This is a genomic window from Chryseobacterium salivictor (assembly GCF_004359195.1).
Taxonomy (GTDB): domain Bacteria; phylum Bacteroidota; class Bacteroidia; order Flavobacteriales; family Weeksellaceae; genus Kaistella; species Kaistella salivictor.
The window spans coordinates 2,105,286-2,129,055 of the sequence record NZ_CP037954.1 but is presented as its reverse complement, the minus strand read 5'-3'; the positions used below and the strand labels follow the sequence as shown (position 1 = coordinate 2,129,055).

Sequence of the window (23,770 nt, the reverse complement as noted above, 5' to 3'; positions counted from 1 at the left end):
GGAATTCCAGCCATAATAATTTTTCTTCTAATTATCTTGAGCCCCATTTTTGTTTATCAAATACTTACGTTCTCAATCCGTAACAAATCCTTGAATATATTAACCACATTCATTATAAGTTTAGTTGTGTCCATCATTTTTACAATTGCTGTAACCTATTATTCTACTGAATTTTCTAACAATTTCCTTTTGCAAAAGTTTGGCTTTAATGAAAACGGAATGAATGAATATGAATACTACAGAAATGTTAGTTCGGAGAATCTTGCGAAAATAAAAGAAATAAGAAATTCGCAAATGGGAATCGGATGGCCGTTAAAAGCAATGTTTGCTTGCGTTTTTTTTACTTTACCGATGAATGCAATAATGAGCATAATTTTAGCGCTGAAAAATCGAAGAAAAAAGCACTGCCTGTAATAACTAAGCTTTCGTTTTGTCTGCAAGACAAGAAATGAAAGCCTGTTGAACCCTTCGAGAGCCTCAGGGTAAACTCCAACTCTGGTAGCTTTTTGCCAGCGGTTGGTAACCTTATGGAGTTATCGATTTCAGAATTTAGGAGATTAAAGCAGTTTTTCAGAAGGACTGCTTTTTTTTGTGGCGTTTGGTAGCCTTTGGAAGTGGTTTTCTGCGGTTTTTCTTCGCTGCAGAATATAATTTCCCTTACCCGCAGAGATTATTTCGCAGACAAAGGTTGGGTGACGAAAAGAAAGTCCTGCGGTGGTCCCCGCTGCCCGAAAATGGTGATGGTGACCAGGTTTCCTTCCTTGAAACAGCGACATTTATTGAGCAAAGTTTTGGGTTTTGCTTCCGGAATCCGGATGTTTAAATCTGATTGTAAATTCTGCAGTTTCCCCCGTTTCCAGCTGCTGCTTAAAATTCCGTAATGGCGGATCCTCACAAATCTTCGAGGCAAAATATAAAGACTGAATCGTCTGATAAACTCCTTTGCCACAAGAATCCTTTCTTGTGGCCGTTTTATAAATTATTTCTATCTTAGATCAATAGTTTTTTTATGAGCGATATCTATAAATTTCATAATCCAGAGGGTTTATATTTTTTTTAGCATGCTGTGGTGCACTCGGTGAATGTTTTTTACAAGAAATGAATATAAAGATTTATTTGTGGAAAGTGTGAGATTTTGCTAAAAAGAGAAAGGATTGGAAATTAATGCTTTGGTGCATTATAAGCGGTCATATTCATTTGGTTTTTAGAGTATAAAAAAAACAGAAACCAGAATTACTGATTACTGATGAATAAGGACTTTTGACCGATATTGAAGTACTTAGAATGTTTGATTTTTAAGCTGACCACACGAAAGGGTTCGTGCGGCAGCGGTGGCTGGTGGACTGGGTAAAACGACACTTCCAACATTTAAACTAAGGAACAAAGATTAACTTTAACGAACAATAAATAATACAGTTATGAGTAAAATTATCTTTGACAGTGGAATATCTCTTGACGGTTTTTTCGCTGGTGACAACAGAAGTCCAAAAAATCCCATGGGCGGTGTTTCAGGACAAATACATCAGTGGATGTTTAAACAAAAAGCATTTTGGGAATACTTAGGAATGGATGGCGGAAAAGAAGACGGACCTGATGGTAAATTTATTAGGGAAACCATTGCAAGAACAGGTTCGTTTATTATGGGAAAACGAATGTTTGAAGAAGGCGAAGTCAGTTGGCCAGAAGACTTATATAAAGCAGATGTTTATGTGTTGACACACGAAAAACGGGAACCCTGGATCCAAAAAGGGACGACAACTTTCTATTTTATCAATGACGGAATACAAAGTGCATTAGAAAAAGCAAAACAATCAGCCAATGGAAAGGACATAAGAATACAAGGTGGTGCGAATACTATTCAACAATTTCTCAATGCAGGGCTTGTGGACGAATTTTTCATTCACATTGCTCCCGTTTTTTTAAGCAGTGGAATCCGACTGTTTGATGGGATTGACAAAAACAAGTACGATATTCAGATTGTAGAAGTAATACCCTCGGACTTGACCACACATTTAAGATACAGACTGACGAAAAAATGAAAACAACTACTGCTAATAAAAAAGCTTTAGATTCACTCAGTTCGGCTCCGCCTCGGGTCGTTTTGTCTGAAAGACAGGAAACCGAAGATTCGCCGAAGGCAAATGAATTAAATAATCACCGATTCCTTAGAAAAAATAATAAAGAAGAGGTAAAGCCCGTTGAATCCTTCCGCTACGCTCCCGGCATTGCAAGAAAGCCAACGAGGTGGATCTGCTCAGCAGCGGAGGGAAGGGCGGCCGGTGAATAGGGATAAACGACAAAATGCCCCGCTTGGTGTGAAGCATTTTATGATACCAAAATATCCTGAATGAGTTAAAATATTTTCATGAAATGATCAGGATTACTCTCTTGATTCGTAATATTCAACAGTAGGTTTGCTGATAACGCCGGCTTCTTTCATTCTTTCCTTTAGTACCGGAGAATTCATAAAAGCTTTTGCTTTCGCCATATCCGTTATATCACAAACGACCTGCACGATCATGGGATCATCAATATTGCGTGCGACCAAAGCATCAATTAATCCGGCATTCTCGCGCATCGGCTTCCCTTGGTCGAAGCCTATCAACCAGGCATCAAAATCTTTAACCTTATGCGTCATAATCGCCCATTTGGATTCCTTTGCATCGGGATTATGCCGGATGACCTGATAAAATTCTGCTTTGGGATTAGAGACGCCTCTCATTTTTATTCTTTCCAGATAAGCAGGGTCTTTCATAGCAGCTTTGGCTTTTTCCACATCCATTACGGTCGCCACATTCATCATCTTATTGGGCTCCCCCACCCTGGAGCTGATGATAATGGTGTTCATTCCATTCTGTTTGCGCTGCAAAGAATCTTTCAGGAACAGGGGCTTCCAGACGTTGAAATCCTTTACATCAAAGCTTGTTTCTACGATTTTATCCAACTTCATTTTCTGATCTGTATTCTGTGCAAAAACAGTACTGAAAGGAATCAGCAGCAATAACATTAAAGCCGGTCTCAACGGATTGAGCATTGTTTTTAAAATTTTCATGGTTGTTGTTTTTAGTTTAATAAAATGTATTTAAAAAGTAAAGTTACAACGTACGCTACCATTAATTACAAATTAAACAATGCATTTAACTAAACATTAACTGCAATCCAAATATTTTCTTAAAAATCAACAAATTCAATAAAGGCTACGCAAACGCTTTGCAAAAATAAACAGGGTTCGAAAGGCTTTACCGGATGCTTTTTTTCTTCAGGTAGGCGAACAGGGCATTGAACTGTTTTTTTTCCTTTTCTTTTATGTTTGAAAAACCAGGTGATTCCTCCATGAGCAGATATCCGGGCGAAAGAAACTTCATGGCAGAATAGGTATCATGCCATTTGCCCAGCTTTTTTTCCTGCTTCTTAATTTCGGCCTCATTCAGGTGAATTTTTTTTTGAATTTCAGGAGGCAAAGCGTTATATAAATACATGATTTTCTTTATTTTCATTCTGTAGCGGTGCATCTTTTCCCGGTCTTTCAACTTGAGAAGCTGAGTGGCTTTCTTTATTTCATTTTTAAAGTATTTCTTAATGATGTTGTTGCCGGGTAATTTTTCAGGCAGGGAAATTTCTTTGCGGAAATCCCGGATAAGAAAGGTGTATTTTGAACAATTGCTGATGAAACTGCGAACCAGAAGATCTTCTTTCTTTTGCAGCCTTGAAATGAGCTTTTTAGGAATACCTGAATCACTGGCCAACATAGGGATACTTATTCCGCTCACCCGTATTTTTCCTGCTTCCCGAAATAATGGTCTTAGCCTGGTGGCGTCATATTTTTGCTGATAAACCTTTCCGGCAAAAGAAAACACCGCCTTTATCATCTTTATATCAAGGCGTAACCCATGAATATGTTTGGGCTTTCTGTCGTTTGGATATGCTGAAAGATGCTTTCCGACCGACTCAAGGCGTTTAAAAATATAATATTTTAATAAATTCTTTTCCATTATATTTTATATTTAAATTATTGGACAACCGAATCTTAACCACCTTGTTCATAACATCGGCCTGTGAAAAAACCTCCGTTTATGATGATCAAAATTAACCAAATTATCTCAATAAAACGGGTAAAATCTGTATATTCAGTACGGCAGAATTTCATGGAAACAACAGTCAATTCCCCGCGATGGTACCGTGTGGCTTTATAAAACTTTACCATAAGCATGAGTTTTTTGGCTTAAAAAACGCTTGCATTTCATAAATGAAAATTATTTTTTCAATGAAGAATCCTGCGCTGCTGCCCGAAATCGCAGATTCTTTTGCATGGTCACCATAATACCGTCATAATTTTCTACTTTTACGCGGATGTTCAGTACGTTAAAAGAAAACATAAAAAAATTAAAGCAGGAAACCGTTCCGATTTACTATGCGCTGTTTGACAGGCGGACGCCACTGGCAGCCAAATTACTGGCAACACTTACGGTGGGATACCTGCTGAGTCCAATTGACCTGATTCCTGATTTCATACCGGTATTAGGCTTGCTGGACGATCTGATTATTGTTCCGCTGCTCATCAGAGCAACTTTACGGCTGATCCCCCAATATGTGCTGGACGACATTAAAAGTAAAATCGACAGTAAAGAAAAACTGCCTACGAAATGGTATTCTGCATTGCCAGTCATATTGTTGTATGGTTATCTCCTATTTGTCCTTTTCAGGTACGCCCGGCAATGGTTTGATTTCTAAATAACACCTGTAATAAAAGAGAATCCGTCCATCGAAACCGGCGGAAAAACCTCCATTTCTTTTAAGGAAACCTTTCCCAATCGTCCGGTTCAAGGCTCCGTTCAATGAGACTTATTTTTCAGAATTAATCTGTAACAAAAAATCTACTGATACTACAAATCAGCAGTTATTGAAAATCTGCCTCTTAAAATTAAACGAACCCCATTAAATGATTCATAAATTTTTTATTTTCTTTGGTGCATGTACCGTTTTATACAGCTGCAAAACGAATAACCCTACAGTGTATCTGCTCCCTACCCTTCACACGCTTCATCAGATTAACGGCCAGTACAGTTACCGCCACCTGAGAGAAAAAGCAGCTGAACTGAAGCCTGACCTCATTGCGGTAGAAATACGGCCCGAAGACATGATGCAGGATTCCCTTTATCTGAAAAAGAATTATCCGTACGAAATGTGGATGATGAAGCAGTGGTTTCCCCAAATAAAAACAGAAGGATTTGACTGGCTGGGAAGCGATATCGAAGGAAAACCCATTCCAGAAAATTACTGGAAGGAAACCGCCCCCATTAAAATATATGAAAAAGCACTTGCAGAAGATACGGTCTATTTCAATAAAAAGTCAAAATGCAGCCATTTCAACACGGAGCGGCTCCCCATTCTGAAAACGAAAAGCCTGCCAGAGATTCTGAATAGTAACGACGGCGAACTTACCGGAAAGTTTTATAACTGCCTCGCAGAAAGCCTCCGCGGAAGCGTTCATCAAAGGGTAACCGATTTTTATGACCAGCGTAATGATGAACTGCTGAAAAACATAAAAAAGATCATCGCAAAAAACAGAAACAAGAAAATTCTTTTTCTGACGGGGGATGATCATTATATTTTCCTCAAAGACAAGATACCGCACCGGACCCTTCAATAAAGGAAATGAAGCGAAACCATCTATGGGATCTGCTTCGCGCCATCACCTGCGCAGTACGCGTCCCATTATTGATCTTTACCATCCTAAAAAACAATAACAGTAACAGCGGGTTCCTGCCCGCCTCAAAATTCAATTCATATGAAAAAAACTCATCTTTCCGCAGTATTTATTCTGTTGGCGCATTTACTTTTCGCCCAGACCCTTTCTCAAAAGCCAGATTCTGCAGCTCCGTATTATACTGAAACTTCAGACGGTACCAAACTTTTCACCAAGGTTTCGGGCAGTGGCGATCTGTGCATTTATGTTCATGGCGGTCCCGGGATGTGGAGCGATTCTTTTGAAAACCTGAAAGGTAAAAATTTAGAAAGCCGCCTGAAAATGGTGTATTACGACCAGCGTGGAAGCGGCCGCTCCCTGGCGTCGGTAACCAATGATTATTCCGTGAACAGAATGGTGGAAGATATTGAAGATATCCGGAAACAGCTGGGTTCGAAAAAAGTGTATCTGATGGCGCATTCTTTTGGCGGTATTATCGCTGCCAGTTACGCGGCAAAATACGGCAGTCATCTAAAAGGGCTGATTCTGGTCAACAGTACGCTTTACCTCAACGATTCGGTGATCGGCCAGGTGGCTTACGCCAACCAGCTTACAGGAAGTCATATTGAAATAAAAGACGGACAGTTCATGGCCGCCCTTTCGGAAGCGATGGGGCTTCTGAATGAGAAAGGACTGATGTATAAACTGCTGACGGACAGTCCGCAAAACATGGACATCCTGAATAAAATCGACGAAAAGAGACCCGACGAGAATGGATTCCGAGACACCGTATGGTCTATGGACGAATATTATGGAGATTTTACAAAGCTGACTCCGGGAATAAAAGTTCCCGTTCTGGTCATCACCGGAACACAGGATCATGCCGTAGGTCCCGACCATTATAAACTGTTCAGATTCCCTAATCAGCGCGTAGCAAAAATCAATGGCGGTCATCTGCTGTATTACGAAAACAATGACGAGTTCCTGAAGACCGTATTTTCATTTACCCGCAAAAAAGGCTGATCATCCTGCTGCGGCCACGAACGCTGATATTGAATTGTCCAGGACCACCAATCAATGTCCTCGGAAACCTACCGCAGATAAAAAAGACCGTTTGATGGTTTGTAAAAGATTTTTCCTAATTTTAGCAGAGCAATAAGGTATTGCGATTATCATACTTATACAACCGGGTTGGGATGGCTTTGTGTGATTTTATTTTACCTGTAAACGAGTTATCTGTTATGTTAAACAAGATTACATTTTAAAAATAAAATTTAATGAATAAAACTTTTTTTCTATTTATTGTGATTGCAAGTATTTTTTGCAAATCTCAAACTAACAGATTTATTTACGAATTAAACTACAGAAATAATTCAAGTGAAGATTATCGAAAAAATTTAATGGCATTGGACATAAATCCTACTTCTACAAAATTTTATGACTACGATTTTATTGACTATGATTCAATAAATAAAAATGCAGGCGAATCAGTTTCTCGTTACAGTACAAAAACTGATCAAATAGTTGTTCGCCAACCCAATTCTTTTAGAAATAATAGATATCGTGATTTCTTCGATTATTTTATTGAGAAAACAGATGACGAAATGAAATGGATATTATTTTCTGAAACTCAAATGTACAATGATTATAAGCTTCAAAAAGCCACGACAGAATTTGGAGGAAGAAAGTGGACAGCTTGGTTTTCGAATGATGTAAATATTTCTGAAGGACCTTACAAATTTCGCGGTTTACCTGGAATGATTTTTTTACTAGAAGATTCCGAAAAGAATTTTGTCTACAAACTCGTAAAAAACAAAAAATCACATCAAACCTATGATACAAATGAATTTTTAGAAACTCATTATGGTCAACTAGCACTTCCAATAACTGATAAAAAGTTTAATAAATATATTGAGGAAATTTTTCAAAATCCACAACGGATGTTTTCTGACAAAATAAAAAGTGGTGAAAAAACATCTTTTAAAAATGAAACTGTCGAATCTATTGACGAACTAAATCGAAAAAAAACGATGTTACAAAATGGAATAAAAGGTCGCTACATTTATATAGAAAAAGATTCAAAGCCGAATTTTGAAAACAAATAAATATAAGAAACACAGCAGATAATAACCAAGCTTTAGCTTCGCTCAGTTCGGCTCGGCCTAAGGTCGTTTTTATCTGCAAAACAAGAAATTGAAGATTCACCGAACGCAAATGAATTAAATAATCACCGATTCCTTAGAAAAAATAAAAAAGAAGAGGTAAAGCCCGTCGAATCCTTCAACTTCACTTGGGACAGCCTACACTTTTTTGACCGTCTATGAAGTTATCATTTTTAAAATAGAGATCATTATAGCAGTTTTCCAAAAGGACTGCTTTTACTTTGCTAAAACACGATCCAGGAAGCAGGCTGCAGAATCAGCAATAAAGAAAAACCACATTTTCTAACAACTGCTGCTGTGGACTGAATGACTGGATCTTTTCGTGAAAAACCTCTGTTTTCACATCATCACCTTCCCCATCGGTTACTTGATCTGTTATATAAAACATTCACAAAATCCAACCTTATGCCTCCTACCCCATTAACACCTGTGTTTTTTTTCTGCGGATAATGCACGCTAAGTGGTAAATATTTATTAATTTGCCCGTTTAACCAACTTCTGAAAACTAAACTTCATGATCAGGAAATTACTCTCTGTTGTGGCAGCCGGCATCTTTGTGGCCGGGTCTGCCCAGGTCGGCTACTGGCCCAATGATACCAAAGGAAAAGACCGCAGCGTGTATGCGGTAAAAAACATCACCCTCTATCAGGATTACAAAACGAAAGTCGAAAATGCGGTTCTGGTCTTTCAGGAAGGCAAAATCCTGGCTTCCGGCAAGGTCAGCATTCCAAAAAATGCAGTGGTGATCGATGGCCACGGCGCTTTCGTCTATCCTTCGTTTATCGATCCGTATGCCAGTGTGGGCGTCGAAAAAGCCAAACGCAACGAGTACAATCCCGGCAGTTCTTACCTGCCCACAGACGCCACTTCATCTGCGTACAATGACGCGGTGAAAGCCGATGCACGCGCCGTAAGCACCTTTACCAATCAGGGCAAAGACTTTCAGGAGTATCTGAATCAGGGATTCGGTTCGGTGTTGAGCTTCAACGAGGACGGCATTGTCCGGGGCTCCGCCGTACTTATCGCTCTGGGCGAAGGTATTTCTTCGGAAAAGGTCATTAAAGAAGATGCAGGACTCATGCTGTCCCTGGACAAAGGAAGTTCACGGCAGGCCTACCCTTCCTCACTCGTGGGTGCTGTGGCGCTGCTGCGTCAGCTGTATCTGGATGCTGACTGGTATGGGAAAGCTGGCAATGCTGAAAATAAAAATACCAACCTCGAAGCGTTCAACCGCTTTAAGAAACTGCCCACCATCATTGAAACTTCTGAAAAGTGGGACGTACTGCGCGCCGATAATATCGGGGACGAAGCCGCAACACAGTTTGTCTTTGTGGGCTCCGGAACCGAATACCAGAGGGTGAAAGAAATGAAGGCGACCAACGGCACCTTCATCCTTCCGCTGGAATACCCCAAACCTTACCAGGTACAGGACATGATGAACCCCGAAGACCTGGATGTCGCAGACCTGAAACACTGGGAACTGGCACCTTACAATGCGGTATATCTGGCCAGAGAAAAAGTTCCTTTCGCGCTGACGATGTTTAAACTGAAAGATAAGGCATCCTTTCTCGACAAACTCCGGGACCTGAACAAAAAAGGGCTTTCCAAAGAAGAAATCCTGCAGTCGCTGACCCAAAAGCCGGCGCAAATCCTTCAGGTCACGTCACTCGGAAACCTCAACCAAGGTTCACTGGCCAATTTCATTATGGTTTCAGATGACCTTTTCGCGAAGGAAGCCGTGATCTATGAAAACTGGGTTTCCGGAAAACAGAACATCATCAACAGAAGTCCAGACACCGATGTGCGCGGCGATTACAGGGTACAGCTCAACAGCCAGACCTACGACCTTAAGATCAAAGGAAAGATTACCAAGCCGGAAGCCGAAATTATCCAAAGCGATAAAAAAGGAAAAGTAAAAATCGCTGTGGCCGATTATAAAATGGCCATGGAACTGAAACTTCCGAATGATTCGCTGCAGAATTACCGCATCATGCTGCCACTGACGGATTTCAAAAACCGAACCGGTACTGCTATGGATAAAGACGGACACAGTGTGCCGTTCACCATCAGTTTTGTCAAAGCTTTCGAACCTGAAGCAAAGAAAGAAGACATCGCCAAAGCTGACGAACCAGGAAAAATATGGTATCCGTTCTCTGCTTTTGGCGCAGAAACGCTGCCCGCTCAGAAAGACTATCTGATCAGAAATGCCACGGTATGGACCAACAGCAGTAAAGGCATTGCAAAGAATACCGATGTAAAAGTTTCCAAAGGGAAAATCGTGCAGGTCGGACAGGGGCTTTCTCCAGGAAACGCTGCCGTAATCGACGGAACCAATTTCCACCTTACCAGCGGAATCATCGACGAACATACCCACATCGGACTTTCCCGGGGCGTGAATGAATCGGGAACCAACAATTCCGGCGAAGTCCGCATGAGCGATGCCATCGATCCCGATGATGTTAATTTTTACAGACAGCTTGCCGGAGGGGTAACCTCGGCGCAGCAGCTTCATGGCTCTGCCAATCCAGTGGGCGGACAGGCCTCTATGGTGAAATTCCGGTGGGGTGAAGATGCTGAAAACATGCGGTTTCCACAGGCAAAACCTTATATTAAATTTGCCCTGGGCGAAAATGTAAAACAGAGCAACTGGGGCAATAGCCCAAACCGCTTCCCGCAGTCCAGAGGTGGTGTCGAGCAGGCATTCGACTTTTGGTTCACCCGGGCACTGGAATACGAAAAAGAGAAAGCCGTCAACAAAAACTACCGAAAAGACCTCAGGCTGGAAACGATGCTGGAAATCCTGAAGGATAAAAGGTTTATCACCTGCCATTCCTATGTGCAGAGTGAAATCAATATGTTGATGGATGTGGCAGACCGGTTTGATTTCAGGGTGCAGACCTTTACTCATATTCTTGAAGGTTATAAAGTCGCCGACAAGATGAAGAAACACGGCGCCAATGCCTCCACCTTCTCCGACTGGTGGGCATATAAAGAAGAGGTGCGGGAAGCCATTCCCTACAATGCCGCACTGATGATGCAGGCAGGCGTGAACGTGGCCATCAATTCCGATGACGCGGAAATGGCGAGAAGACTCAATCAGGAAGCTGGAAAAACCGTAAAATATGGAAATGTACCTCAGGAAGAAGCCTGGAAAATGGTTACGCTGAATCCGGCAAAGATGCTGCAGATCGACCATAAAGTCGGAAGCATCGAAGCAGGTAAAGATGCCGATTTGGTGCTATGGACCAATAATCCGCTCAGTATTTACGCCACCGTGGATAAAACCTTTGTAGACGGAATCCTCTATTTCGACGCTGCACAGCAGCCCTTGAAGGACAAAATGGTGAAAGACGAAAAGAACAGAATCATTCAGAAAATGCTCTTCTCCGACGACGCCAAAAAAGGAAATACGCAGAGTACAGAGAAAAAGCAACGCACCCTTTATCACTGCGACACTTTAGAAGGCGAAGAACACGAATCCCATTCCCATTAATTAGAAATTACAATCAGAACATGAAAAAATCAGTCTTCAAAATACTTTCATTCACCCTGTTCATTTCCGGAGCGGTTTCGGCCCAGCGGCCTGCCCCCGCTCCGAAGCAGACTGTTCCTGTAGCGATTACAGGAGCCACCCTGCACACCGGGACAGGCACGGTACTTCAGAATGCTTCCCTTGTTTTCGACAACGGAAAAATCACCGGCATCAATTCGCCCATCCCTGCGAACGCCAAAGTGATCAACGCTTCCGGAAAACAGGTCTATCCGGGCTTTATCCTGGTCAATAATTCCCTTGGACTGGTCGAAGTATCCGCGACCAAAGCCACGGTGGATTTCGTAGAATCCAACGGCTTCATGCCGGAAGTACGGACTTTAATCGCCTTCAACACCGACAGTCACGTTATCCCGACCGTCCGTACCAATGGCGTGCTTCTGGCTCAGCCCGTGTTGGGAAGCGGAATCCTGAAAGGAACTTCTTCTGTGATGAATCTCGACGGCTGGAACTGGCAGGACGCCGTGGTGGCCACCGATAATGTGCTCCATCTTTCCTGGCCGGCGAACCGCAAGTTCACCGATGAAAAAAGGAATAAGGAAATGAAAGAACGGCGCGATGCTTCCATCCGGGAACTGAAAACCCTGTTTGCCAGAGCCAAAGCGTACCAACCCAAAAACGGCGTTAAAGATTATAAACTGGAAGCCATTGCTCCCGTGCTGAACGGTGATAAAATTTTGTTTGCCGATGTTTCAGGTGCCAATGAAGCACTGGAAGTCATTAAGTTCGCTCAGGATTATGGCGTGAAAAAGACGGTACTTCTGGGCGATTCAAGTCTTGAAAGTGTTCTGGATGACATTAAAAAAAGCGGTTTCCCGCTCATCATCAGCAATCCGCATTCACTGCCGCCCAACGAATCCACTTCGCCAAGACTTCCTTACGAATTTGCCAAACTGGTTTCCGACAAAGGAATCCTGCACGGACTGGATTACAGCGCCAGAAAGGATTTCTCCGACTCCCGAAACCTGCCTTTTCTTGCCGGAACCACCGCGGCGTATGGCCTCGATAAAGAGAAAGCCCTGCAGAGCATCACACTGAACCTGGCGAAAATATTAGCCATCGACAAAGATTACGGCAGTCTGGAAGTGGGCAAAAGCGCCACCCTTTTCATCTCCGACGGTGATGCGCTGGACCAGCTCACCAACAATGTCACCGAAGCCTTTATCGACGGCCGCCAGATCGACCTCAACAACCAGCAGAAAGAGCTTTACAAAAGATATAAGGAGAAATATTCAGCTGCGGAGTGATGTTTAAAAATTTCAGCTTTGTCAAAGTCAGGAACTTTGACAAAGCTTTTTACACGCAAGTCCGCAGTATACTGAAGCTGATTTGATGATAGCTCTGGATTTCTTTCAAAATAATTTATGTAGATCAGTTTTTATTATAATGTAATTTTTTAACGCAAAGGTTCGCAAAGATTTTATTTACAAACACCAAGTTTACACTCTTTTTTTTAAGTTCGCAAATCGAAGATTCACCAATTCCTTTTAAAAATATAAAGAAACCATTGGTAAAGGCGTTTCACTTAGCAAAGTTCACAAAGGCTTTACAATTATTACTAATTACGGACATCCATAAAATAATTAAAATCTTTAATACATATTTAAAAACTTTTCCATTAATATTAGTGTCATTTATGAAAACAATTAGTGTCATTTGTGTTTCAATTCCTTCTTTAATCATCATGTAATTTTTCACCCCAAGACGCAAATATTTTATTTATAAACGTCCTTTTTTTTCTCTTTTTTCCGGTTCACAAAGATTTCAGATAGATGAAAGTCAAAGGAATGTCAAAGCAATGTCAACCCTTATCTTTTCCTTTTCCCTGTTCCCTCTTGATTCGTTCCCATAATTCTCCCTATTTTAGCGGTCTTAAAACTCTATTATGACGGCGACCGGTTTTATCCAAAAATCCCTCAATCTCTCTGAGAAAAACATCAGTGCTACTTTGAAACTGCTGGCAGAAGACTGCACCATTCCCTTCATTTCGCGCTACCGGAAAGATGCCACCGGAAATCTGGATGAAGTTCAAATCGAAGGAATTTCAAAACTGAATAAACAGTTTGATGAAATCATCAAACGGAAAGAAAGTATTCTGAAATCAATTGAAGAACAGAACGCTTTAACCCCCAATTTAAAGCAAAGAATTGAGGAAAGTTTCGATCTTCAGGAACTGGAAGACCTGTATTTGCCTTTCAAAAAAAAGCGCAAAACAAAAGCCGATGCTGCGAAAGAAAAAGGCCTGGAACCTTTGGCAAAAATAATCATGAGCCAGAATGCCAATGATTTACCGTTTTTAGCCTCAAAATATTTGAATGAAAAGGTGAGTTCGGAAGAAGAAGCTTTGCAGGGCGCAAGAGATATTATGGCAGAATGGATCAATGAAAATATGTACGTGCGGAAAAACCTGCGCCGGCTTTTTCAGCGAAAGGCGCTCATTTCTTCAAAAGTGGTGAAAAGCAAATTGGAAGAGGAAACTGCGCAGAAATTCAAACAGTATTTCGACTGGCAAGAAAGCCTGAACAGAATCCCGTCTCACCGGCTGTTGGCGATGCTGCGTGCAGAAACGGAAGGTTTTGTGAAAACCAAAATAGAAATCGATAAAGAAGAAGCGATTGATTTTATAGAACAGTCCCTCATTAAATCAAATAATGAATCTGCAGATCAGATTTCTTTAGCCATCAAAGACAGTTACAAAAGATTGCTGGAGCCCGCTATTTCCAACGAAACGTTGCAGGAAGCGAAAGAAAAAGCCGATCAGAAAGCCATCGAAATATTTGCAGAAAATCTGAGGCAATTGCTGCTCGCTCCCCCATTGGGCGAAAAGCGGATTTTAGCGGTCGATCCCGGTTTCAAAAGCGGATGCAAAATCGTTTGCCTCGATGAAAAAGGAGATCTGCTGCACAATGAAACCATTTATCCCCATGCGCCGCAAAACGAAGCGGGAATGGCGATGAAGAAAATCCGGTCCCTTGTGAATTCCTTTAATATTGAAGCGATTTCGATCGGAAACGGAACGGCCAGTCGCGAAACTGAATTTTTTATTAAGAAGATCGCTTTCGATAAACCGCCTCAAGTTTTCATCGTTTCCGAAGCCGGCGCATCGGTATATTCAGCAAGTAAAATTGCGAGAGATGAATTCCCCAGTTTTGATGTAACCGTTCGAGGCGCGATTTCGATCGGAAGAAGGCTGTCTGATCCTTTGGCTGAACTCGTAAAAATTGATGCAAAATCGATTGGTGTCGGACAATATCAGCACGATGTCGATCAAACACAATTGAAAAACGAACTGGATTCTACGGTAATGAAATGCGTGAATTCTGTTGGCATTAATTTAAATACCGCAAGCAAATCTCTATTGAGTTACGTTTCGGGAATCGGCGAAAAAATGGCAGAAAACATCGTGAATTACCGCACAGAAAACGGGGCTTTTGAAGACCGGAAGCAATTGAAAAAAGTACCGCGTTTGGGCGAAAAAGCTTACCAGCAGGCCGCAGCTTTTATCAGAATTACGAATGCAAAAAATCCTTTGGATAATTCAGCGGTTCATCCGGAAGCTTATGCAATCGTGGAAAAAATGGCGAAAGATTTGGGTTTAAAAACCATCGACCTGATCGCGAATAAAGGAAAAATTCAAACCATTGCTCCTGAAAAATACGTGACCGAAACCATAGGGATTTTAGGAATTAAAGACATTTTAAAAGAACTGGAAAAACCCGGACTGGATCCCCGAAAAGCGGCTAAAGTGTTTGAATTTGATCCAACGGTGAAAAGCATTAAAAACTTAAAACCCGGCATGATTCTCCCCGGAATTGTGAATAATATTACCGCTTTCGGTTGTTTCGTAGATTTGGGAATTAAAGAAAGCGGCTTGGTTCATATTTCCCAGCTTAAAGAAGGTTTCGTTTCGGATGTGAATGAAGTGGTAAAACTGCATCAGCATGTTCAGGTGAAAGTGGTGGAAGTTGATGAGGACAGGAAAAGAGTTCAGTTGACGATGATTTTGTGATTCTTTTTTTAAAGAAAAGATGCAAGACAGGTGCAACATAATTCTGAAAAAGGATTTTGTAATTCTTTTTTTAACGCAAAGGCGCAAGACAGCTACAGCATGCTTCTGAAAAAGGCGCAAAGGCGCTTCGCTTGGCAAAGGGACTGTTTAAAATCTGACAGGAAAGTGGAAGATATTTAGTGTGATTTTGTGATTCTTTTTTTAACGCAAAGAGGCAAGACAGCTCCAACACGCTTCTGAAAAAGGCGCAAGGGCGCTTCGCTTGGCAAAGGATTGCTTTCTGTTTTAAAATGCCGGGGATTTTTTTAACTTAATTCAGATTTTATTCAGATTTAAAACTTAATTTTCTAAAAAATTGCTATGAAAATTTTATTGATCGAAGATGAAAGGCAGTTGAGCAAAAGTATTTTAACGTATCTGAAGAACGAAAAATACAGCTGCGATCTGGCGGAAAATTTTGAAACTGCACAGGAAAAATTAGAATTATACGAATACGACTGTATTTTGCTGGATCTCACTTTGCCCGATGGCAGCGGTCTTCAACTTTTAAAACAACTGAAAGAGAATAAAAAATCGGATGGCGTCATCATTATTTCGGCTAAAAACTCTTTAGATGATAAAATCAGCGGTTTACAGTTGGGAGCGGACGATTATCTGGCGAAACCTTTTCACCTTTCCGAATTGGGCGCTAGGATTTCTGCCGTGATCAGAAGAAAACATTTCAAAGGAAACTCCTCCATTACCGTCAATGATTTAGAGATTCATTCGGAAGCAAAACTGATCTCTTTTCAGGGAAAACCCATCGATTTCACGCGGAAGGAATTTGATATCCTCCTCTACCTTGCCGTCAATAAAAACAGAATCATTTCTAAAAATGCCATTGCAGAACATATTGCAGAAGACAATATTCAGTTCTTCGACAATTTTGATTTTCTGTATGCCCACATCAAAAACATTAAGAAAAAATTAGCGGCTATTGGTGCACAAGACTGCATCAAATCGGTGTACGGAATGGGATACAAATTAGAAGCATTATGAAACTGACGCACTATATTTCTCTGCGCTACATCGGCGTTACGATTTTGGTCATGCTGATTTCCATACCGCTTTTTTACGTCGCCATTCAAAATGTTTTAATCAATAATATCGATGAAAGTTTAGCAGCTCAAAAAACAGGTATAAGCAAAAAACTTCAACTGTTGCCCTCAGAAAATTTCGTGAATTTTGACGACAGAATCAGTATTGAAAAAAATCCCCGACAACTTCTGCCGGAAAAAATCTTCACCAGCGATCCCTATCATAAAGAAGATGACGAGATCGAGAGCTACCGCATTATTGAATTTCCTGTAAAAACAACCGACGGCACTTTTAATGTCAGGATCCGCCAGTCTTTGGTTGAAAGTGAAGATTTGATGAAAAGCATTCTTTATCTCCTCATTTCGGTTTTTGTGGCACTTACCGCGACTTTACTGCTGATCAACATCCAGGTAAAAAAAAGAGTCTGGAAACCTTTTTACCATACTTTGGACCAGTTAAAGAAATTCCGCGTAGATCATGCGGAAGGTTTGCATCTGGCTCGGGGCAAAATTAATGAACTCAATGATCTGAATGATTCACTGAACGAGTTAGCCGCGACCAACAAAAAAGTATTTCAGTCGCAAAAAGAATTTACCGAAAACGCGTCCCACGAACTGCAAACGCCGCTGGCCATCATTCAGAATAATATTGAACTCTTCTGGCAAACCGATTTTATTACGGAGCAGCAGGCAGAAATCCTGAACGATATTTCGACTGCCACCACCAGAATGCGCAAACTGAATCAGGCACTTTTGCTTCTTTCTAAAATTGAAAATAAACAGTTCACCAATATTCAACCCGTTAATTTTAATCTTATTGTCGATACTTATATTAAAAATTATCAGGAACAGATCAAATTTAAAAACCTTAGCCTTAAAAAAGATTTTTCCGAAGTTTTTATCGTGGAAATTGATTTCGGTCTGGCTGAAATTTTAGTGGGGAATTTATTTTTTAACGCCTTAAAGTACGCGCCTCAGGAAAGTGAAGTGGAAGTCATCATTCATAAAAACGAACTGAAAATTGCTAACCATGCAGAAGGATCTGCTCTGGATCAACACCAATTATTTAAACGGTTTCAGCGCCAAAACACGCACGAAAAAGGGAACGGTTTAGGCCTGGAAATCGCGAAAGAAATCGCGGCTGCATTTCATTTAGATTTAAAATATCAGTTTGAAAACCATCAACATCAGTTTATTTTAAATCGGCAATAATTGCCCGGCGTTTTCTTAGTTTTTTTTTAGAAATTCAGATTATGTACAGAATTAAACAGTAATTTTGATAGATAATTTCTAGATTCTGTTAACCATGGCTTTCCAAAAAAAACTGAAAATAGCAGTGCTCCTGCTTTTGTTTCTGGTACATTCAGGATACCGGGCACAAAGCAAAAATACGCTTGATTACTATCTAGAAACCGCGCAGCAGACTAATCCGAATTTACAGGATTTAAAAAATCAGATCAGCATTACGGCGATAGACAGCATCAAAATGCAGCGCGAATACGGTTTCAAAGTTATCGGAATTGCTGACGCTTCCTATTCGCCACAAATCAATAACTGGGGCTACGATGGGAATTCCACCATCAACGGAAAGAATCTCGCTCTTTTAGGTAGAGTTTCACGCGATTTCGTCAGCAAAAAAAACTTTCAGGCAAAACTCAATTCCTTTTCACTGACGGTTCAGCAATTATTAAATCAAAAAAATCTTTCCGCGCTCACGCTGAAAAAAGCGGTTACAGAACAATACCTTTTGGCGTATGAAAGCCAGGAGCAAACGAAAATCGATCAGGAGATCATTCATATTTTTCAACAGGAAGATGTAATTTTAAAGAAACTGACCCAGCAATCCGTCTTCCGACAAACGGATTACCTGACTTTTAAAGTAACGCAACAGCAAAATGAACTGCTCCAAAAGCAACATTTCGCAGATTTTCAAAATAATTTTGGACTCCTGCAATACCTTTCCGGAAATAATGAAAAGCAGTTGCCGGATTTAGAGCCGCCGACTTTTAATAAGAAAATGGAACCCGATTTTGAAGAAAGTATTTATGCCCAAACTTTTCGTACAGACAGTCTGAAACTGGCCAATGACCTGCAATTGATCAATTATAATTACCAGCCGAAAATCTCAGTTTTTGCCGATGGTGGTTACTCTTCAGCTTTAATTCAAACGCCGTACAAAAACTTCGGAGTCAGCGCCGGAATTTCTTTAACGGTTCCAATCTATGATGGTCATCAAAGACAGCTTTCCCTGGAACAGAAAAAAATAGAACTCAACACGCGGAAAAACTACACCCAATTTGAGCAGAAACAGTTTGAGCAGCAAAAAGCGCAGCTTACAGCCCAAATCCGGCAATACCGGGATATGATCAGTCTTGCGAATACACAGATGAAATACGCCCAAACTTTGATTGAAGCCAACCTGAAACAGCTGCCGACCGGCGACGTGAAAATGGTCGATTTTATTTTGGCAATCACCAACTATACAACTTTGAAAATTGGACTTTTGCAATACAGAATGCAGGTTTTAAGACTTGAAAATCACTATGAAAATATAATTCTACAATAATGAAATCCCTTCAAATATTTACCATTTTTCTGATTTCGATTTTAATGATTTCTTGCAAGAAAAAGTCGGAAACGGTTGCGCAGGAACCTGTAGTAAACGCTGCAACACCAGTTTCAGTAGCTTTTCCGACAGATACACTTTCCATTAATAATGACATTTCCATTAATGCAACTGCGACTTATTTATTAAAATCGGATGTAAAAGCGAACGCGACAGGATACATTACCAACGTGAGAATTAATCTGGGCGATGCGGTAAAAAAAGGGCAGTTTTTATTTTCTGTGCAGACCAAAGAATCGCGCGCTTTAGGAAATACCATTAATAAACTGGATCCTTCTTTTCGCTTTTCGGGCGTTACAACGGTGACTTGTCCGGCAACGGGATTCGTCAATGCTCTAAATCACCAGATTGGAGATTATGTGCAGGAAGGTGAAATTTTAGCGGGAATTACCGATTCATCAAGTTTCGGATTGGTGATGAATGTGCCTTATGAATACCATGAAATGCTCATCAATAATAAAAATCTGGAAATTAATTTACCGGACGGAAAAACGATTTACGGTCATATTGCAAAATTGTTACCAGGTGTTGATCCCATTTCACAAACCGAAAAGGTTTTGGTAAAACCCAACGACAATATTGCTATTCCTGAAAGTTTAATTGTGACCATCCGTCTGAAACGGCAAAACAGCCAAACCGGATTGTACGTTCCGAAAAGTGCTGTATTAACCGATGAAACGCAGACCCAATTTTGGATCATGAAATTAAAAGATAAAAATACCGCCGTAAAAGTGAACATTGTAAAAGGCACTGAAAATAACAGTTACGTACAAATTATTTCAGGGAATATCAGTTTAAAAGACCAGATTATCACCTCCGGAAATTACGGTTTAGAAAATAATGCAAAAGTGAAAATTGAGCCGTAAAACCCTGTATAACCACAAAAGTCACAAAAGGTAAAGTTAAAAGCATGATGTTTTAAAGTTCACAAAATTAACGATGAAGTGGTCTTTAAAAAGCAATAAAACAGTACTTCAAGAATGTATCTTTTGTGGTTGATATCTTCGGAATGAAAAAACTAAGTAGAAGTTTTTTGGTCTTTAAAAAGTAAAAAATTTAATCTTTAAAAAATGAAGCTTATGTGACTTTTGTGGTTTATATTTCTCCGGAATGAAAAAACTAAGCACAAGTTTTTTGGTCTTTAAAAAGTGAAAATTTAATCTTTAATAAATGAAGCTTTTGTGACTTTTGTGGTTGATATCTTCGGAATGAAAAAACTAAGCAGAAGTTTTTCGTCTTTAAAAAGTAAAAATTTAGTCTTTAAAAAATGAAGCTTTGGTGACTTTTGTGGTTTATATTCCTCCGGAATGAAAAAACTAAGCACAAGTTTTTTGGTCTTTAAAAAGTGAAAATTTAATCTTTAATAAATGAAGCTTATGTGACTTTTGTGGTTTATATTTCTCCGGAATGAAAAAACTAAGCACAAGTTTTTTGGTCTTTAAAAAGTAAAAATTTAATCTTTAAAAAATGAAGCTTTTGTGATTTTTGTAGTGAAAGAATTTGTAAAACTAATCAGTTTAAAATGAAAAACTCTTTTTTTGTAAGATATAAAAATCCGCTTTTGGTGATGATTCTGCTTTTTATTTTAGGCGGCGTTTTTTCCTATACTAAAATAAAATCCTCCCTGTTTCCGCAGATTACTTTTCCGAAAATAAAAATCATCGCAGAAGCCGGAGAACAGCCGGTCGACCAAATGACCGTTGCGGTGACGCGACCGCTGGAAAATGCCGTGAAACAAATTCCCGATCTGCACCTGCTGAAAAGTACCACAAGTAGAGGAAGCTGTGAAATTTCCGCCTTTATGGACTGGAATGCTAATATCGACCTTAGCCAACAGCAAATTGAGGCAAAAATTAATGAGATTAAAAATCAACTGCCGCCAAACATCAATATCACCGTAGAAAAAATGAATCCGGCCATTTTACCGGTGATGGGCTATTCTTTGAATGCTTCTTCGATTTCGCCCATTGCGCTGAAACAATTGGCACTTTATACCATAAAACCCTTTCTGTCGCAGGTTGACGGCGTGAGCGACATTAGAATTATCGGCGGACAGGACAAAGAATTCTGGGCCATTCTCGACCAGGGAAAAATGACGAGATTGGGTTTGAATCCAAAAGACATTGAAACTGCACTGAATGAAACCAACTTCATCAAGTCCAACGGCTTTTCTTCCGATTATAATTTTCTGTATTTAACGCTGACCAATTCCCAAATCCGAAGTCTTGAAGATCTGCAGAATGTGGTCTTAAAAAATGATGGAAACAGAGCGATCTATTTTAAAGATATTGCTAAAATTGAAGTTCACACCGCCAAGCAATTTATCAAAGTCAACGCCAACGGAACTGAAAGTATTTTAATTGCGGTTATACAACAACCCAATGCCAATGTGGTAGATGTTTCTGCAGCGATGGAAACCAAAATTGCCGAATTGCAGAAAACTTTGCCCAAAGAGGTGGTGATAAAACCTTATTACGTGCAGGCCGATTTTGTAAACAGTTCCATCAAAAGTGTCACAGATGCGCTTTGGATCGGACTTTTGCTCGCTATTATCGTCGCCATTTTATTTTTAAAATCCTGGAAAGCAAGTGCCACCATTTTGATCACCATTCCAGTGACGATTTGTTTAACGCTGGTTATTTTATATGCGACCGGTGCGACTTTTAATATTATGACTTTAGGCGCAATTGCGGCGGCAATTGGTCTAATCATCGATGATGCGATTGTCATTGTAGAACAAATTCACCGTACACACGAAGAATTTCCGGAGGAAAACAGTACCACTTTAGTCCAAAAAGCCGTCAATTATTTATTGAAAGCCATGGTGGGTTCTTCATTGAGTACGATTGTTATTTTTCTGCCTTTTATGCTGATGAGTGGCGTTGCCGGTGCTTATTTCAAAGTCATGACGAATACCATGATCATTACCTTGGTGAGTTCATTTTTCGTCACCTGGCTTTTATTGCCCGTGATTTATTTGTTTTTATCTAAAAAAGGAAAACCCAAAAAAAAAGAAGTTCATCACGAAGTAAAAGAAAGAAAATGGGTAGGCTTTTTCATCCGGAAACCAGTTTTTTCATACGTGTTTATGGCGGTTTTGGTTGTAATTACGGCCTTCATTATTCCGAATATTTCCACCGGATTTTTACCCGATATGGACGAAGGAAGTATTATACTGGACTACAATTCGCCACCCGGAACTTCTTTGGAGGAAACCGACCGCGAGCTTCGGGAAGTGGAAAAAATAATTAAGGCCAATCCACAGGTGGAAGCCTACAGCCGAAGAACCGGAACGCAAATGGGATTTTTCATTACCGAACCCAACCGCGGCGATTATTTAATTAATCTAAAAAAAGACAGAACCCAAACGACAGCAGAAGTTACAGACGATCTCCGACGTAAAATTGAAGCCACGGGTTTACCATTGACCGTTGATTTCGGCCAGGTTATTACCGATATGCTCGGCGATTTAATGAGCAGCGCGCAACCGATTGAGATCAAAATTTTCGGGAATGATGTTCCTACCCTTCAGAAATATTCGCAGCAAATTTCGAAAATTGTGGGAAAAATCCCAGGAACAGCCGATGTTTTTGACGGAATTATCATTGCAGGACCTTCGATTCAGATTACCCCGAATTTTCCTGTTTTAGCGCAATATCAGATTTCGCCTCAGAATTTTCAATACCAGACACAGACGATTTTAAGCGGAAATACGGTCGGCGATTTATTTGATAAAAATCAGTTCACGCCGATCCGGACTCTGTATAATACTCAATCAAACGCGTCACTTCAGGAAATCCAAAACAGCATGATTTCATTACCCAACGGACAACTGAAACCGCTGAAAGAATTTGCAGAAGTCTCTATTTTGGAAGGCACGGCGGAAGTAGAACGCGAAGATTTGCAGAATATGGGCGTGGTAACAGCACGTTTGGATAATGGTGATTTGGGCGGAACGATTAAAAAAATTCAAACAGAAATCAACAAAAACATCAAACTGCCGACGGGTTACAGTATTTCTTACGGCGGCGCTTACGCAGAACAGCAAAAATCTTTCAGTGAATTGCTTTTGATTTTATTCGTTTCCTGCTTGCTCGTTTTTACGACCATTTTGTTTCTTTTCAGAAATTTAAAAGTTGCTTTCTTAATATTGTTGGTTTCAGTTTTAGGAATTTCGGGGAGTTTTATTTTATTATTTATAACCGGAACACCGCTGAATGTCGGCAGTTATACCGGATTGATCATGATGGTCGGAATTATCGGAGAAAATGCCATTTTCACTTATCTGCAGTTTGAAGAAACTTTAGAGAAAAAATCCAAAGAAGATGCTCTGATTTACGCGATCAGTACGAGATTACGTCCAAAATTAATGACGGCTTTAGGGGCCATTATTGCCTTAATGCCTTTGGCTTTGGGAATTGGAACCGGAGCACAAATGCACCAACCGTTGGCGATTGCGGTTATTGGTGGCTTTTCAATTGCGTTGCCTTTGCTGTTAATCGTTTTTCCGACGCTTTTAAATCAATTAAATTTTAAAGAAAAATCTTCAGCTAAAAACGCAGAAACAGAGAGCAATTGAACCGTCAAAAATCAATTAAGAAGTGAAGAAAATTAAAAATAAATACTAAGTAGATAAACTTCCTAAAATAGCTGCTTTCCTT

General features: G+C 40.2%; 16 protein-coding genes and 1 pseudogene. 14 read left to right on the top strand and 3 right to left on the bottom strand.

What is annotated here, in order from left to right; translation table 11 throughout:
• Positions 1 to 670: 670 nt before the first annotated feature.
• Positions 671 to 946 (bottom strand): annotated as a pseudogene (locus tag NBC122_RS09715) (transposase); the annotation flags it as partial.
• A 472-nt stretch (positions 947 to 1,418) separates the two neighbouring features.
• Between NBC122_RS09715 and NBC122_RS09710 the strand changes: the two are divergent.
• Positions 1,419 to 2,039: a dihydrofolate reductase family protein gene (locus NBC122_RS09710; protein WP_133440184.1), complete on the top strand. Its 621-nt coding sequence runs from the start codon at positions 1,419 to 1,421 to the stop codon at positions 2,037 to 2,039.
• On the top strand, positions 2,036 to 2,287 hold the full coding sequence (locus tag NBC122_RS09705; RefSeq protein WP_133440183.1) for a hypothetical protein: 252 nt from the start codon (positions 2,036 to 2,038) through the stop codon (positions 2,285 to 2,287). The genes NBC122_RS09710 and NBC122_RS09705 overlap by 4 nt, the downstream gene beginning before the upstream one ends.
• 93 nt (positions 2,288 to 2,380) lie before the next feature.
• Here NBC122_RS09705 and NBC122_RS09700 read toward each other — a convergent pair whose 3' ends face one another.
• Positions 2,381 to 3,052 carry a hypothetical protein gene (locus NBC122_RS09700; protein WP_133440182.1) on the bottom strand — a complete coding sequence of 224 codons (672 nt, stop codon included), beginning with the start codon at positions 3,050 to 3,052 and terminating at the stop codon, positions 2,381 to 2,383.
• Between the two features lie 187 nt (positions 3,053 to 3,239).
• Positions 3,240 to 3,992: a CHAD domain-containing protein gene (locus NBC122_RS09695; RefSeq protein WP_133440181.1), complete on the bottom strand. Its 753-nt coding sequence runs from the start codon at positions 3,990 to 3,992 to the stop codon at positions 3,240 to 3,242.
• A 358-nt stretch (positions 3,993 to 4,350) separates the two neighbouring features.
• Between NBC122_RS09695 and NBC122_RS09690 the strand changes: the two genes are divergently transcribed.
• From NBC122_RS09690 to NBC122_RS09635, 12 genes are all read left to right on the top strand, one after another.
• On the top strand, positions 4,351 to 4,731 hold the full coding sequence (locus tag NBC122_RS09690) for a YkvA family protein (protein WP_133440180.1): 381 nt from the start codon (positions 4,351 to 4,353) through the stop codon (positions 4,729 to 4,731).
• Between the two features lie 208 nt (positions 4,732 to 4,939).
• Entirely contained in the window at positions 4,940 to 5,650 is a 711-nt protein-coding gene (locus NBC122_RS09685; RefSeq protein ID WP_133440179.1) for a hypothetical protein, read from the top strand.
• 138 nt (positions 5,651 to 5,788) lie between these two features.
• Entirely contained in the window at positions 5,789 to 6,709 is a 921-nt protein-coding gene (locus NBC122_RS09680) for an alpha/beta fold hydrolase (RefSeq protein ID WP_133440178.1), read from the top strand.
• A gap of 254 nt (positions 6,710 to 6,963) precedes the next feature.
• On the top strand, positions 6,964 to 7,791 hold the full coding sequence (locus NBC122_RS09675) for a GLPGLI family protein (RefSeq protein ID WP_133440177.1): 828 nt from the start codon (positions 6,964 to 6,966) through the stop codon (positions 7,789 to 7,791).
• Between the two features lie 571 nt (positions 7,792 to 8,362).
• Positions 8,363 to 11,341 (top strand): amidohydrolase family protein, encoded by a 2,979-nt coding sequence (locus tag NBC122_RS09670; protein WP_133440176.1) that lies wholly within the window; start codon positions 8,363 to 8,365, stop codon positions 11,339 to 11,341.
• A gap of 20 nt (positions 11,342 to 11,361) precedes the next feature.
• Positions 11,362 to 12,645 carry an amidohydrolase family protein gene (locus NBC122_RS09665; protein ID WP_133440175.1) on the top strand — a complete coding sequence of 428 codons (1,284 nt, stop codon included), beginning with the start codon at positions 11,362 to 11,364 and terminating at the stop codon, positions 12,643 to 12,645.
• A 638-nt stretch (positions 12,646 to 13,283) separates the two neighbouring features.
• On the top strand, positions 13,284 to 15,407 hold the full coding sequence (locus tag NBC122_RS09660; RefSeq protein WP_133440174.1) for a Tex family protein: 2,124 nt from the start codon (positions 13,284 to 13,286) through the stop codon (positions 15,405 to 15,407).
• A 360-nt stretch (positions 15,408 to 15,767) separates the two neighbouring features.
• Entirely contained in the window at positions 15,768 to 16,445 is a 678-nt protein-coding gene (locus tag NBC122_RS09655; RefSeq protein WP_133440173.1) for a response regulator transcription factor, read from the top strand.
• On the top strand, positions 16,442 to 17,695 hold the full coding sequence (locus NBC122_RS09650; protein ID WP_133440172.1) for a sensor histidine kinase: 1,254 nt from the start codon (positions 16,442 to 16,444) through the stop codon (positions 17,693 to 17,695). The genes NBC122_RS09655 and NBC122_RS09650 overlap by 4 nt, the downstream gene beginning before the upstream one ends.
• 94 nt (positions 17,696 to 17,789) lie before the next feature.
• Entirely contained in the window at positions 17,790 to 19,049 is a 1,260-nt protein-coding gene (locus tag NBC122_RS09645) for a TolC family protein (RefSeq protein ID WP_133440171.1), read from the top strand.
• Positions 19,049 to 19,975 carry an efflux RND transporter periplasmic adaptor subunit gene (locus tag NBC122_RS09640; protein WP_133440170.1) on the top strand — a complete coding sequence of 309 codons (927 nt, stop codon included), beginning with the start codon at positions 19,049 to 19,051 and terminating at the stop codon, positions 19,973 to 19,975. Before NBC122_RS09645 ends, NBC122_RS09640 begins: the two co-directional genes overlap by 1 nt.
• Before the next feature lie 656 nt (positions 19,976 to 20,631).
• Positions 20,632 to 23,688: an efflux RND transporter permease subunit gene (locus NBC122_RS09635; RefSeq protein WP_133440169.1), complete on the top strand. Its 3,057-nt coding sequence runs from the start codon at positions 20,632 to 20,634 to the stop codon at positions 23,686 to 23,688.
• Positions 23,689 to 23,770: the final 82 nt, after the last annotated feature.